The organism is Paenibacillus phytorum, assembly GCF_013141715.1.
Classification (GTDB): domain Bacteria; phylum Bacillota; class Bacilli; order Paenibacillales; family NBRC-103111; genus Paenibacillus_E; species Paenibacillus_E phytorum.
This window is the reverse complement of sequence record NZ_WHOA01000089.1, coordinates 76,367-89,986: the sequence shown is the minus strand read 5'-3', so window position 1 is coordinate 89,986 and position 13,620 is coordinate 76,367. Positions and strand designations below refer to the sequence as shown.

The following is a 13,620-nucleotide window of genomic DNA, read 5'->3' as shown; positions in this document are numbered from 1 at the left end:
GGTACTGTGAGGTATTGTTAGGAGGAACAGCAGCTTGGAAAAGTTCAATATTGCCATAGATGGTCCTGCTGGAGCCGGTAAAAGCACCATTGCACGGCTAGTTGCTGGTGCACTTGGATTCGTTTACGTGGATACAGGAGCCATGTATCGGGCAGTAACCTGGAAAGTACAGCAAGAAGGGCTGCTACCTGATCAAGAACAAGAAGTGGCTGCCTTGGCGAATCGCATGCAGATTGAGCTCATTCCTCGCGAAGAAGGACAACAGGTTATCGTAGATGGCGTCGATGTGACCAAAGAAATCCGTACGACTGCCATAACGGATCATGTCTCCCAAATCGCTAGCTACGGAGCTATACGCCAGCTCCTGGTTACACTTCAGAAGCAAATGGCTATATCCAAAGGCGTAGTCATGGATGGCCGCGACATCGGTACTCATGTTATGCCAGATGCTGAAATCAAAGTTTTTCTGACAGCTAGCGTAAAGGAAAGAGCAGAGCGTCGATTCAAAGAGATGCAAAACAGCGGGACTTGCACCCTAACGCTCTCCGAACTCGAACAGGACATCGCTCGTCGCGATCAACTGGATCAGGATAGAGAGATTTCACCGCTAAGACGAGCTCATGATGCTGTTTTAATGGACAGTACTTCAATGACCATCGAGGAAGTTGTGGACGAAATCCTTGGGCTTTGCAAAGACAAAGTCGGAGGTGGCAAATAAGATGCTTTATCGCATCGGCAGGGCCTTATTTCGTTTTATGTTTATCTTGTTTTTCCGTTTGCGAGCCCTAGGTATGGAGAATGTCCCTACACATGGAGCAGTCGTACTTTGCGGAAATCATACCAGCTTATTGGATCCGCCATTGTTAGGAACTCCGCTTAAGCGTATGGTTCATTTCATGGCGAAGGCCGAGCTGTTTGATATCCCTGTGTTGGGTTCCATCATTTCTAGAGTCGGTGCTTTCCCTGTGAAACGCGGTGGTGTTAGCAGAGAATCGATCCGTCTCGCGGTACAATTGCTTCGCGATGGTAACATGTTGGGTGTTTTCCCAGAAGGATCACGGAACAACGCCGGGGGGATGGGCAAGAAGGGCGCAGCCAGTCTTGCATTGAAATCTGGAGCTGCCGTAGTTCCTGTGGCTATTATAGGCAATTATTCCTTATTCCGCCGCATGACGATTGTGTATGGAAAGCCGCTTGACCTAAGCCCATTTGCTGGTGCAAGCTCCGAGGATTTGGAGCAGGCAACGGAAGCTATTATGAAAGAAATTCGCCGATTACATACTGCTTATAGCAAAGGTTAACAAGAATGTATGGAATCGAAAGCTTGGAATTATACTATCTGTAAAGCGAATGGAAGTTATTGTTTTGTTTGAAACAGAGTAGAAGCTTACAATACTGCTTTGTGACTTATAAATTATTTATTGTTGGTTGTAATTAGAGGAGGGTAATCCCATGTCAGATGAAGTAAAAGTTGAAGATCAAACGCAAGAAGTACAAGAAGCACAAGAAACAGCCGTATCGCAAGCAGAAGCTGAGCACGCTCTTAACAACGTTGCTGTGCTGAAGAAAGGCGCTACCGTTAAAGGTAAAATCGTTAAGGTAGACGCAGATCAAGCCTTCGTGGATATCGGTTACAAATACGATGGTGTTATCCCAGTTCGTGAGCTTTCTTCCGATGCAGAAGCAACACTACTTGGACAAGAAGTTGAATTGAAAGTTGTTTCAATCAATGATGCGAAAGAAACATTGGTTCTTTCCAAACGTGTTGTTGACAACAGCAAAGTATGGGAGTCACTACAAGGTCAGTTGGATAGCAAAGAAATCATTGAAGCTACTGTAGCTGAAGTTGTAAAAGGCGGACTTGTTGTGGATATCGGCGTACGTGGTTTCGTACCTGCTTCCATGGTTGAGCGTCAATTCGTTGAAGATTTCTCCTCTTACAAAGGCCGCACATTGCGTCTTCGTGTGAAAGAAATCGATCGCGAGAAAAACAAAGTGATCTTGTCTCAAAAAGATGTTCTAGATGAAGAATTCGAAGCTAACAAAAAGAAAATCATCGAGGGTCTTCAAGTGGGTCAAGTACTAGAAGGTACTGTTCAACGCTTGACACAATTCGGTGCGTTTATTGATATCGGCGGTATCGACGGTCTTGTACACATCTCCGAGTTAGCTTGGCACCATGTAGAACAAGCTTCTGATGTAGTCAAAGAAGGCGATAAAGTGAAGGTGCAAATCCTTAAGCTTGATCCTTCCAATGATAAAATCAGCTTGAGCATCAAAGCAACGCAAGAAGGTCCTTGGTCCAATGTGGATCGTGAATTCAAAGCAGGCGATATCGTAACAGGTACAGTTAAACGTCTTGCAGCTTTCGGTGCATTCGTTGAAGTGGCTCCTGGTGTTGAAGGTCTTGTGCATATTTCCCAAATTGCACACCGTCACATCGGTACTCCACATGAAGTATTGAAAGAAGGCCAAGAAGTTCAAGTGAAAATCTTGGAAATCAATACGGCTGAGAAACGCGTTAGCTTAAGCATTAAAGATACAGAGGAAGCTCCAGAAGCTCCGGCTGGTGCAGCGGCTCCGTCTGCTTCTAAACCAGACAGAGAAAGACAACCAAGAGGCGATCGTGACCGCGGAAACAGCGCAAGTCACCAAAAAGAGATTGCTGGTAATGAGAACGTGTCCTTGAGCAATCAAGGTCTGTCCATGACACTTGGCGAGCGTTTTGGCGATAAACTTTCCAAATTTAAAAAGTAAATGATACGACGCTTAGGGGGAGCATAAGGATGCGCATTTCACGCAAAATGGAGCATGTCCATTACGCGCTGGAGCTTGGCCAATCACGGCAGCAAGGGCTGTCGGATATCAAGCTTGTGCATAACTGTCTACCTGAGACTTCGACGGATCATATAGCATTAACTACAGAAATCGGCGATCTCATTATGAGTTCGCCGATTTTGATTAATGCAATGACGGGCGGCGCTCAGGAGACGGAAAGTATTAATCGCGATTTGGCCATCTTGGCAAGGGAAAAGGGCATGGCTATGGCCGTTGGTTCCCAGATGTCAGCAATTAAAAACAGTGAGGTTGCTTCGAGTTATCAAGTTGTTCGCCGCGAAAATCCCAAAGGGATCGTGTTCGCGAATTTGGGCAGCGAGGCGACCACCGAGCAAGCGGTCCGTGCCGTCGATATGATTGAAGCGAATGCGCTTCAAATTCATTTGAATGTCATGCAGGAGCTCATTATGCCGGAAGGGGATCGCAGCTTTGTGGGCATGCTCAGCCGCATTGAAGCTATTGTTCGGCATGTACAGGTACCTGTCATCGTGAAGGAAGTTGGCTTTGGTATCCTAAAGGATAACGCCAAACAATTGCAGAACATCGGCGTCCGCTTTTTGGATGTCGGCGGTTCGGGTGGCACGAATTTCGCTGCCATTGAGAATGCCAGACGTCCAGCGGCTTTGGAGTGGTTGAACGATTGGGGCACTCCAACGAGCATTGCTTTGTTAGAGGCACTCTCGGTTTATCCCCGAGGCGGAGTTATTGCCTCTGGCGGTATTACGAACGCTTTGGAAGCGGCTAAAGCGCTAACCCTTGGTGCTTCAGCGGTCGGCATGGCTGGCGCATTCTTGAGGGTTTTGCGCAGCGAGGGAGTCGATGCACTCCACCATTTTGCTGATGAACTTCATCAAGGACTTATTCTTATTATGACAGCGCTAGGCGCTAATACGATTCAGGCATTGGGAAATTGTCCAGTTGTCATTATGGGCGAAACGGCAGAATGGTGCCGGGCTAGAGGAATTAACTTAACTTCATATGCAGAAAGAGCCAGTCGGAGTAAATAATTGAAATATTGCCATACTAAAGATCAGGCGGTGCTTCCCTCGTCAAGTTGGAGTGGAAGCCTGAAGATCCGCAGGCAGGTCGGTGGCGTGTGTCACCTGATCGCCTATGCATGGTAGGGTGGTCCAATTATGAACTCCGGTTATTTGTCTCTAATTCTCCTTTGTATCACGTTGATCTTATTCGCCAGCGGATGGAAAGAACTGTACATCAGAAGTATATCGCACAAGGGCATGCTTCTTTTTTTTGTCTCATGGATTGTTTTTTCAAGATTTACCGTAACAATCCAGCATGTTCAAGTGGGGCTCGTTTATGTCTGTGTTCTGCTCATCAGTCTGGGTATTCTCTATAAGACAAAAGGATTCATACATAAGCTTCATTTACTTTCCATCGGCCTATTATTAGGTTCCCTTCATTTCTTGTTGCAGCAGCTGCTTGAGATGGACCCCATACTTATCGTTCGTAACTCGGAATGGGATACGGCCTTATTGCTTGCCGTTGTAGCTCTCGTTTTACAGCGCAGCGCATGGGAGCAGATCGCAGCACTATCGATTGGCTACTTACTAGGAGATATGTATCAGGCGGGAATTCATCCAGTAGATGGCTATCATTATGTCGGTAAGGCGACTTTTCAAGACCAATGGTGGCTATCTGTTTTTGCGGCAAGAACGATGACCATCATCCTTCAATCCGCTTATAATGGCTGTCGAAGTATCATTCGCAGCTGGATGGACCGAAGAGGAGGCTGGAAGAAGTAATGGATTGGTTCTATTCGCACCGTTATACGATAGGTATTGTCGTGGGGGTTGTTTTTGGCATTCTGGCACGTCTGAATATGCTAAGAACGGACTACAGGCAATATCCAACCTATCCTCATGGTAAGATTATACATATCTCCCTTGGTGTCATCGCAGCAGCACTAGGAGCCGTGGCTGTCCCTGCTTTGCTGGACAAGAATTATACGGCGGTTACTTTCTTGTCGCTTGCTGCCCAACAGTTTCGTGATGTGCGCAATATGGAAAGACAAAGTCTATCCAAGGTCGATGAATTAGAGTTAGTTCCAAGAGGAGCGGCATATATTGAAGGGATAGCAATGGTGTTTGAGGGAAGAAATTATCTTGTTATTTTCTCAGCATTTCTTGCTTCATTATTCAGTATTTTGTTTGCTTGGTATTGGGGGATCGTTGCCGGGATTGTGTCCATTTGGATTGCTAACTACTTTAAATCAGGTAACAATCTAGCGAAAATTGCAGACATTGAACCTGCCGATATTCGGATGGATGGACCGGATCTGTTCGTCGGCTCGGTTTATATCATGAACGTTGGGCTCACAGACACCCGTGACAAAATACTTGAACACGGGCTAGGATTCTTAATTAAACCCAAAAATCGCAATGCCCGCGTAACGTTAGCTCATTTAGGCCAAAGACAAGCTATTCTTCATGATATTTCAACCCTGTTTGGTGCTTATCGAGATGAAGGAGAGCCTTCATTGCGTCCGATGGCTAAGCTCGATTTGAATACTGGCACATTAGCCGTTCTGCTCCTCCTGCAGGAGAAAGATGTAGAGAAAACGAATATTGCTCTTCATCGGGTGCCCGTGTTGGAAAGTGCAGTTCGTATGCCGTCTGAAGCGGGTGTAAACAAAAAGAAGGAGGCCTAAATCAGGATGTCGCAAATCCTTGCTATTGTAACCTTGACGAAGGAACGAATAGGCGGAGGTGCTCCAATCTTCGTTGTGGATAAGGAAGATGAGCTTCAAAAGGTCTCTTTCTCTCTAGAAAAGATATTGGATGCTAATGCTCACGATTTGAAAAATGGCACGATGATTTTGGTCAAGCATACCTGAAATAGCTGGTGTGCCCGCATGATAACTTGCGGTGTCTCAAATGAGATTAGCCAAGTCGTGTCTTTTTTGTTATGATGTAAGTTGCGTATTTTTCCATGGCTGATCATGGAATTCGAAGGAGTGAATGAGTAGTGGCTAGACCTGTACTTGCAATTGTTGGCCGACCAAATGTCGGCAAGTCCACCATTTTCAATCGGATCGTAGGCGATCGTCTTGCGATTGTGGAAGATAAACCTGGGGTTACACGTGATCGATTATATGGCGTAGGAGAATGGCTCAATACGTCATTCAGTGTCATTGATACAGGCGGTATTGAAATTGATGGGGAGGATGCGATCCTCAAATCTGTTCGTATTCAAGCGGAGCTTGCTATTGAAGAGGCAGATGTCATTGTTTTTATGGTGGATGCCAAAGCTGGCGTAACACCTTCGGATGAAGAAGTTGCCCAATTGTTATTCCGTTCCAAAAAGCCGATCGTACTTGCTGTTAACAAAGTAGATAACCTTGCGCGTCAAGATGATATTTATGAATTTTACTCTCTTGGGTTCGGTGATCCAATCGGAATCTCAGGCTCTCACGGTATCGGAATCGGAGATTTGCTTGAAGCCGTTTGTACACTTTTCCCTGACAAAAAAGATGATGAATACGGCGAGGAAGTTGTGAAATTTGCGTTGATCGGTCGCCCGAATGTCGGGAAATCTTCAATGACGAATGCCATTCTTGGAGAAGAAAGGGTCATCGTAAGTGACGTGGCAGGAACGACACGCGATGCGATCGATACCCCATTTGAACGGGATGGCCAAAAGTTTGTTATTATTGATACGGCGGGAATGCGTAAGCGAGGTAAAGTCTACGAGAACACGGAAAAATATAGCGTCATGCGTGCGATGAAAGCGATTGAACGTGCTGATGTTGTGCTCGTCGTTATCGACGGTCAAGAGGGCATTATCGATCAGGACAAGCATATTGCCGGTTATGCGCATGAAGCAGGAAAAGCGATAGTGATTGTCGTAAATAAATGGGATATCGTCGATAAAGATGATAAAACGATGCAGCATTTTACACAAACCATACGAGATCATTTCTTGTTCCTAAGCTATGCTCCAATTGTGTTTGTTTCAGCCAAAACGACGCAGCGCTTGCACAAGCTGTTGCCTGTCATTGTTCAAGTTGCTGAGAATCATGCTCTTCGTGTACAAACACATCTTCTCAATGATGTTGTTTCGGATGCTGTAGCCTACAATCCGCCTCCTACGGATAAAGGTAAACGCCTACGTATTAACTATGTGACACAAGTAGCAGTTAAGCCTCCTGTCTTTGTGCTCTTCGTGAATGAGCCTGAGCTCATGCACTTTTCATATGAACGGTACTTGGATAACAAGATTCGTGCTGCCTTCGGATTTGAAGGAACCCCGATTCGTATCTTAAGCCGTAGGAAATCATCGGACAAAGAATAGGAGATGTTGTGCATTGCTTTCGATAATAACAATTGTAGCGGGTTATTTATTAGGCTCCATAAGCTTTAGTTATTTATTCGGAAAATGGTTCAAAGGCATTGATATCCGCAAACACGGGAGTGGCAATGCGGGAGCGACAAATACGCTCCGTGTTCTGGGTAAAGGACCTGCCATCTTAGTTCTCTTGCTTGATGCCTTGAAGGGAGTTGCTGCTGTGTGGATTGGAACATGGGCAGCTCCCGGACCCGATGACATCTGGATTCGTGTATTATGTGGGCTCGCAGCCATCGTCGGGCATAATTGGCCTGTTTACTTCGGCTTCCGAGGTGGTAAAGGTATCGCAACCACCATCGGTGTTATGGCCACGCTTTGCTTCATTCCAACGTTAATTGCTGGGTTAACAGCTATCGTCATCATTGCGGTCACTAGATTCGTATCGCTCGGTTCCCTTATTCTAACTGCACTTTTACCTTTTCTAATTTGGGGGATGGACCGACCTTTGCCAATTTTGTGGATTAGCATTTTGCTGTGTGCATTTGCCTTTATGCGTCATCGCACGAATATTGTGAAGCTTATTCAAGGTAAAGAGAACAAGCTGGGTCAGAAAAGGGCTTAGCTAATCTCACGATGCAATTTTTCTACGAAAACTCAGCAATTCGTACGAAGCAAGTTTTCTATGAAAACTCAGTAAAGCTTACGAAGCCAGTTTTGCTAAAGCAAAACTCTTAGGAGGGGTAACCTTGTCAAACAAAGTATCGGTCCTAGTCGCTGGAAGTTGGGGGACGGCACTTGCCTCGGTACTGGCGGATAATGGGAAACAAGTGCTTTTATGGTCTCGGAATGAAGATCAGGTTAAAGAAATAAATGAGAAGCATCGGAACAGCCGCTTTCTTCAAGATGTGGAGCTATCACCGTTAATCGTAGCGACAAACTCGCTGCAGGAAGCTGTAGAGGATGCAGATGCGATCATTATGGTCGTACCTTCATCTGGCATGCGCGAAGTAGCGTCACGTATGCGCCCTTTTTTGAAGAAGGATACTTTAGTGGTTCATGCGACCAAAGGCTTTGAAACGGGAACACTAAAGCGTATGACAGAGGTTCTTACTGATGAGCTTCCAGAAATAGATCCCAAGCGCCTCGTCGTACTTTCCGGGCCAAGTCATGCCGAGGAAGTTATTCGTAAATGTCCGACGACTGTCGTAGTCGCTGCCCAGGACCTGGAAGCGGCTGAAGCCGCACAGGATTTACTGATTAATTCTTACTTCCGCGTCTATACGAATCCGGATGTTGCCGGTGTTGAGGTTGGAGGGGCGCTTAAGAATATTATTGCGCTAGGTGCAGGTCTGACAGATGGTCTAGGCTTTGGTGATAATGCAAAGGCTGCTCTAATGACGAGAGGTTTGGCCGAGATTGCTCGTCTAGGCACGGCAATGGGAGCTAATCCGCTTACATTTTCCGGCTTAGCAGGGATTGGCGATCTGATCGTGACTTGTACGAGTCAGCATAGTAGGAATTGGCGTGCTGGCAATAAATTAGCAAATGGTATCCCCCTGGGCGAGGTTCTTGAAGAGATGGGGATGGTCGTAGAAGGCGTGAAGACTACGAAAGCTGCCTATGAGTTGTCCCGGAGATTTGACGTTACCATGCCGATTACAGACGAGTTATACAACGTACTCTTCGATGGGAAGTCGCCTCAGCTAGCTGCACAAGATCTGATGGGGCGCGTCAGAACCCATGAGATTGAAGAGGTTGCCAGCGGCTCAGTAACAAATGTATTGAAGTAGCCTACACCACATCCTATCCGCATTCATATTATACCTTAGAAGATCCAGTCATCCAAAGGTATAGGGAGGCGGCACATTTGTCGAATAAGGATATTTCGAAAGACGTATTAAATGTGGTGAAAAAGAAAACGGGTAAATCCGTAACAGCTAAAGATATTGAGAAACTGGCCAGCGGTGTGAAACCTTCTACCCTGCAAAGTGAAGTTCAACTTCGCCAACTAATCAAACAAGTTTCTGGTTTAGTGAACGTGAAGGTATCCGAAGAAACCATCAATGATATCGTTCAAGCGGTCAAAAGCAGTAAACTGGATTCCAACAATATGCAGCAATTAATGAACATGATGATGGGTAAGAAATAAAAAGCATGAAGGGGACATCGTTCCCCTTTATGCTTTTTTTCTCATCCTATGCTATACTTACTGGTGATCAATTTGAATGTTTCATACATAAGGAGTTAAGATTATGTCAAGTTTAGACAAAATGTGGGCATCATTCGTGGCGATCGGACTCATGGTAGTCGCGTCATTATTAATTTCTTACGCAAGGACTCGAACCACAGGAGTTCTTCGTGTTGTGTTATCAGTTATTGCTTTTTTCCTCTTTATTCCGATTTTACTTTACATGCTGCTATCTTTGTTTTAGCAACCTGGAGGCGAGATATCGATGTTAGAATTAAAAACACGCAAAACGCAGAAAACGATAGAGCCGGTTACCGGATTAACGATTCTGGACCACGCGCTCAAAGAAGATTTGGATTGGGGATTTTCGTGTACACGAGGTACTTGCGCCAGATGTCGTTGTTATGTTGCATCAGGCCGGGAACTGCTGTCATTGCCTTCGGATGAAGAAGAGAGCCGTTTGGAGCCTGAGGAGATCGAGCAGGGCTATCGGTTAGCTTGCCAGTGTGTAGTGAAGCAATCCGGAAATATTTCCGCTACACATAAGCCTTATTTCTAAAATTTCTGCCTGAAAGGTGTGGGCATCTTGGTCCTGCTGGAGCCGTTACTACCAACGATTACAACCATCCATACACAATTAATGCAAGTTCCAGACGTACGATGGCTCATCGGTGGAAGCTGCGGACTGCTTTTACAAAACGTAGATATTGGAAGAAGTCCAAGAGATCTGGACATCTATGTAGATGACAACGATGTAACTGCTGTACATACTTCCTTAGTAGATTATTCGGTGGATGCACCGATATATAGTGAAACCCCCATCTATGCTTCAATCCTAAGTCATTATCTTATCGATGGAAATGCCGTGGAAGTCGTTGGTGATTTCAGGGTTAATGCCCTGCATTCTTTGTACCAGGTGGAAGCTTCGTTTCTTTGGGAAAATCATAGCCATTCGGTCACGATCAACGAACAGGAAGTTAAAATGATGCCGTTAGCCCATGAACTCCTCTTTAATTTGCTTCGCAATCGTCCTGATCGCTATGAGGCTATTGCGAAAACCATGAAAGCTTTTCCAGAGCTGCATATGCAGGCGTTAAGCGATTTAATGCAAAGAAATCGATGGGGAAGCGAGTTTGAGCGGAAACTGGAGCGGTTGATAGATTCAAGCAAATAGCAGGAGATTGCCTATCAGAAGGTGGACGCGATGAATGGATCAGAAGTGCATTTTTGGCCCGATGACAAAAAAATAAGTGTTCGACCAGGAACGACCTTGCTAGATGCAGGGCGAAAAGCTAAAGTTCACATACGTACCCGTTGCGATGGCAAGGCGGCTTGCCTTATGTGTAAGGTGAAGGTTAGTGATCCTAGTGGTCTTGCACCTATGAATGTGAATGAACGGTTAAAGCTTGGCACCCAGGTTGACGAGGGATATCGACTTGCTTGTCAGGCCCGTGTGATTGGCTCTGTACAGGTAACGGTGCCAGAAGATCCTCTTAAGGCCGCCATACGTGCTCAACTTGCGAGGCAGGCACAGGAAGACGATTTATTTTAGAAAAAGATAGGATGATTGTGTCGTGAAAATAGCTCGAAACCTTTTACATGGTAGATGGGTATGTATCACTCTTTGTATAGTCCTGCTGCTCAGTGGTTGTGCTTACCCGAAGGAAATGCGTAAAGAGAATCAAATTAACCCAGCTGAGTTCATTACTGTTGTTCAGCAGGCCATTGATCTCTACCACGAAAAGAACGGCGTTCTTCCGATCAAGAATAGTGATATGACAACGCCCCTCTATGAGAAATACGTGATTGATTTTGGCAAATTAAAAAAAACCAATCTGTTGAGTACAGTTCCGGCAAACGCGTTCGAAAGCGGCGGCATTTTTATCTACGTGCTGGTCGATGTGGAAACAAAGCCAGTGGTTAAGTTGATGGATTTATCTGCTTATCAAAGTGTGGAGGATGTCCAGAAAAAGATCAATGATTATAAGGTGAAGCATGATGGTAACCTGCCTCCGGGCATTGCTATTAATGAAGCTTTTAATTATGTTGATTTTGATAAGCTTGGCATGAAATCTCCCGAGATCAAGTCCGTTTACAATCGCAAAAATTTCATATCCTATTTGGTGAACAAGCAAACGGGTGATGTAGCGATTGATTATGCGATGGACATTATGCAGCTAATCCAAAGCAATTCGTTAGAAGGCACATTGAAGTCCGATCAGGATTTGCGAGAGATTCTCGTGAATAAATCGTATTTCGTGCCTATACGCAGCTACCCGTATTTATGGCAAAATAATCAGCCTATGCCTCAGATTAAACAATAGACGCGACCTCTTACAGAAATCTGTAAGAGGTTTTTTTGGATTTTCAGAATAACCCATACAAGTCAATCATATATTTTTTCAATGTGGTGAGACTTTGATCTAGTGTCAAAGGTCCACTAAATATGGTTCTATAAGGAAAGCCGTATGTGCTTCATAAAATATGAGCGGCAAAAAAAGATTATACGCATCTATCATATTTCTATCGAAAGTACATATATTTCTTACTAGTCCAAATGAATGTACGAGTAGTCAATTGTTACCGTCACAAGAGTCAGTTGACGACCAAACTGTAGGAGGGATTCTCTTGGAGAAAGTGGATATCTTTAAGGACATTGCAGAACGAACGGGAGGGGACATTTACCTGGGGGTTGTTGGAGCAGTCCGGACAGGAAAATCAACCTTTATTAAGCGTTTTGTGGAATCTGTAGTGCTTCCAAACATTCAAAGTGAAGCGGATAGGATCCGGGCTACCGATGAACTCCCGCAGAGCGCTGCTGGCCGCACGATTATGACAACGGAGCCGAAATTCGTACCGAATACGGCGGTCCAAATTTCGGTGGCCGAAGGGCTGAATGTGAATGTTCGCCTTGTTGATTGTGTAGGTTACGCAGTCGATGGCGCCAAAGGCTATGAAGACGAGAACGGACCGCGGATGATCAATACACCTTGGTTCGATGAACCGATTCCATTCCAGGAAGCAGCTGAAATTGGAACACGTAAGGTCATTCAGGAACATTCGACACTCGGTGTTGTTGTAACTACCGATGGTACGATTTCTGATATTCCGAGGTCTTCGTACGTGTTGGCAGAGGAAAGAGTCATTAATGAGCTGAAAGAAGTAGGCAAACCTTTCATTGTCATCATTAATTCACAGAAACCGAATAGTGAACCTGCGCTTGAGCTGCGAAGCGAGCTGCAAAGCCGCTACGACGTCCCAGTTGTGACGATGAGTGTAGCGAGCGCAGGCGAAGAAGAAATGGTCTCTGTGCTGCGTGAAGTGCTCTACGAGTTCCCTGTTCATGAAGTGAACGTGAACTTACCAAGCTGGGTGATGGTTCTGGACGAGAATCATTGGCTGCGGACTCAATTCGAAGCTTCCGTACGTGATACGGTTCAAGATATTAGACGTTTGCGCGACGTTGATCGTGTCGTCAGTCAATTCGCCGAATATGAGTTCATTGATAAAGCCGCTTTGGCTGGACTTAATATGGGGCAAGGTGTAGCGGAGATCGACCTGTTTGCGCCCGATGAGTTATACGACCGCATTCTGGTCGAAGTTGTCGGGGTAGAAATTCGCGGCAAAGATCATCTGCTTCAGTTAATGCAGGATTTCACGCATGCGAAACGAGAATATGATCAATTCGCCGAGGCGCTCGAAATGGTGAAAACGACAGGCTACGGCATAGCGCCTCCGACGCTCGCTGAGATGGCTTTGGATGAGCCGGAGTTAATCCGTCAAGGATCTAGGTTCGGTGTCCGTTTACGGGCTACAGCGCCTTCTATTCATATGATTCGTGTGGATGTAGAGTCGGAATTCTCACCGATTATCGGTACGGAGAAGCAAAGTGAAGAACTTGTCCGCTATCTCATGCAGGATTTCGAAGATAATCCGCTTAAAATTTGGGAGTCCGATATATTCGGAAGATCGCTTCATTCGATTGTTCGTGAGGGGATTCAAGGGAAACTTGCCCAGATGCCGGACAATGCTCGTTATAAACTGCAAGAGACGCTTGGCCGAATTATTAACGAAGGATCTGGCGGTTTAATTGCAATAATTTTGTAAATATGTAGACAAAAAACACTCAAAAGAGTGTTTTTTGTCGTTTAATAGCCAAAATACCCACATAAATTGGAAAGCGATACTTGAAATTGCTGTCGGAGTGTATTACTATAAATTTATTCGTCTGCTTTCGAAGTTCATTTTTACTAAGAAAATCAACGATTTTTCAATGGATAATGTATATT

Annotated in this window: 17 protein-coding genes; all 17 read left to right on the top strand. The window is 45.2% G+C overall.

Features of this window, described 5'->3' with window-relative positions; all coding sequences use genetic code 11:
* Window positions 1-34: 34 nt before the first annotated feature.
* The 17 genes from cmk (at window position 35) to spoIVA (ending at window position 13,438) form a co-directional block, all read left to right on the top strand.
* Entirely contained in the window at window positions 35-718 is a 684-nt protein-coding gene (gene cmk / locus GC098_RS12080) for a (d)CMP kinase (RefSeq protein WP_171643404.1), read from the top strand.
* 1 nt (window position 719) lies between these two features.
* Window positions 720-1,301, top strand: a complete 582-nt coding sequence (locus GC098_RS12075) for a lysophospholipid acyltransferase family protein (RefSeq protein WP_171643403.1) — start codon at window positions 720-722, stop codon at window positions 1,299-1,301.
* A gap of 151 nt (window positions 1,302-1,452) precedes the next feature.
* Window positions 1,453-2,757 (top strand): 30S ribosomal protein S1, encoded by a 1,305-nt coding sequence (gene rpsA / locus GC098_RS12070; RefSeq protein ID WP_171643402.1) that lies wholly within the window; start codon window positions 1,453-1,455, stop codon window positions 2,755-2,757.
* A 29-nt stretch (window positions 2,758-2,786) separates the two neighbouring features.
* Window positions 2,787-3,845, top strand: coding sequence for a type 2 isopentenyl-diphosphate Delta-isomerase (fni, locus tag GC098_RS12065; protein ID WP_171643401.1), 1,059 nt, complete (start codon window positions 2,787-2,789; stop codon window positions 3,843-3,845).
* Window positions 3,846-3,974: 129 nt separating this feature from the next.
* Window positions 3,975-4,601, top strand: coding sequence for a YphA family membrane protein (locus GC098_RS12060; protein ID WP_171643400.1), 627 nt, complete (start codon window positions 3,975-3,977; stop codon window positions 4,599-4,601).
* Window positions 4,601-5,506, top strand: a complete 906-nt coding sequence (locus GC098_RS12055) for a YIEGIA family protein (RefSeq protein WP_171643399.1) — start codon at window positions 4,601-4,603, stop codon at window positions 5,504-5,506. The genes GC098_RS12060 and GC098_RS12055 overlap by 1 nt, the downstream gene beginning before the upstream one ends.
* Window positions 5,507-5,512: 6 nt before the next feature.
* Window positions 5,513-5,692: a capping complex subunit for YIEGIA gene (locus GC098_RS12050; RefSeq protein WP_171643398.1), complete on the top strand. Its 180-nt coding sequence runs from the start codon at window positions 5,513-5,515 to the stop codon at window positions 5,690-5,692.
* 131 nt (window positions 5,693-5,823) lie between these two features.
* Entirely contained in the window at window positions 5,824-7,149 is a 1,326-nt protein-coding gene (gene der / locus GC098_RS12045) for a ribosome biogenesis GTPase Der (RefSeq protein ID WP_171643397.1), read from the top strand.
* Between the two features lie 13 nt (window positions 7,150-7,162).
* On the top strand, window positions 7,163-7,765 hold the full coding sequence (gene plsY / locus GC098_RS12040; RefSeq protein ID WP_171643396.1) for a glycerol-3-phosphate 1-O-acyltransferase PlsY: 603 nt from the start codon (window positions 7,163-7,165) through the stop codon (window positions 7,763-7,765).
* Between the two features lie 124 nt (window positions 7,766-7,889).
* Entirely contained in the window at window positions 7,890-8,933 is a 1,044-nt protein-coding gene (locus GC098_RS12035; protein WP_171643395.1) for an NAD(P)H-dependent glycerol-3-phosphate dehydrogenase, read from the top strand.
* A gap of 77 nt (window positions 8,934-9,010) precedes the next feature.
* Window positions 9,011-9,292, top strand: coding sequence for a stage VI sporulation protein F (locus GC098_RS12030; protein ID WP_171643394.1), 282 nt, complete (start codon window positions 9,011-9,013; stop codon window positions 9,290-9,292).
* Between the two features lie 103 nt (window positions 9,293-9,395).
* The gene (locus tag GC098_RS12025) at window positions 9,396-9,575 is read left to right on the top strand and encodes a DUF2768 family protein (RefSeq protein WP_047674167.1); all 180 of its coding nucleotides are present in this window, start codon (window positions 9,396-9,398) and stop codon (window positions 9,573-9,575) included.
* A 21-nt stretch (window positions 9,576-9,596) separates the two neighbouring features.
* Window positions 9,597-9,890, top strand: coding sequence for a 2Fe-2S iron-sulfur cluster-binding protein (locus GC098_RS12020; RefSeq protein WP_171643393.1), 294 nt, complete (start codon window positions 9,597-9,599; stop codon window positions 9,888-9,890).
* Between the two features lie 27 nt (window positions 9,891-9,917).
* Complete coding sequence (locus GC098_RS12015; RefSeq protein ID WP_216625245.1) at window positions 9,918-10,505, top strand: nucleotidyltransferase family protein; 588 nt, start codon at window positions 9,918-9,920, stop codon at window positions 10,503-10,505.
* A 30-nt stretch (window positions 10,506-10,535) separates the two neighbouring features.
* Window positions 10,536-10,883, top strand: coding sequence for a 2Fe-2S iron-sulfur cluster-binding protein (locus GC098_RS12010; RefSeq protein WP_171643391.1), 348 nt, complete (start codon window positions 10,536-10,538; stop codon window positions 10,881-10,883).
* A 22-nt stretch (window positions 10,884-10,905) separates the two neighbouring features.
* On the top strand, window positions 10,906-11,655 hold the full coding sequence (locus tag GC098_RS12005) for a YphF family lipoprotein (protein WP_312880071.1): 750 nt from the start codon (window positions 10,906-10,908) through the stop codon (window positions 11,653-11,655).
* Window positions 11,656-11,959: 304 nt separating this feature from the next.
* Entirely contained in the window at window positions 11,960-13,438 is a 1,479-nt protein-coding gene (gene spoIVA / locus GC098_RS12000; RefSeq protein WP_056614411.1) for a stage IV sporulation protein A, read from the top strand.
* Window positions 13,439-13,620 lie beyond the last annotated feature (182 nt).

Bases quoted from the DNA above. Each gene is read 5' to 3' on its own strand.
- GC098_RS12075 (WP_171643403.1), top strand. From the start codon at position 720: ATGCTTTATCGCATCGGCAGGGCCTTATTTCGTTTTATGTTTATCTTG.
- rpsA (WP_171643402.1), top strand. From the start codon at position 1,453: ATGTCAGATGAAGTAAAAGTTGAAGATCAAACGCAAGAAGTACAAGAA.
- fni (WP_171643401.1), top strand. From the start codon at position 2,787: ATGCGCATTTCACGCAAAATGGAGCATGTCCATTACGCGCTGGAGCTT.
- GC098_RS12060 (WP_171643400.1), top strand. From the start codon at position 3,975: ATGAACTCCGGTTATTTGTCTCTAATTCTCCTTTGTATCACGTTGATC.
- GC098_RS12055 (WP_171643399.1), top strand. From the start codon at position 4,601: ATGGATTGGTTCTATTCGCACCGTTATACGATAGGTATTGTCGTGGGG.
- GC098_RS12050 (WP_171643398.1), top strand. From the start codon at position 5,513: ATGTCGCAAATCCTTGCTATTGTAACCTTGACGAAGGAACGAATAGGC.
- GC098_RS12025 (WP_047674167.1), top strand. From the start codon at position 9,396: ATGTCAAGTTTAGACAAAATGTGGGCATCATTCGTGGCGATCGGACTC.
- GC098_RS12020 (WP_171643393.1), top strand. From the start codon at position 9,597: ATGTTAGAATTAAAAACACGCAAAACGCAGAAAACGATAGAGCCGGTT.
- GC098_RS12010 (WP_171643391.1), top strand. From the start codon at position 10,536: ATGAATGGATCAGAAGTGCATTTTTGGCCCGATGACAAAAAAATAAGT.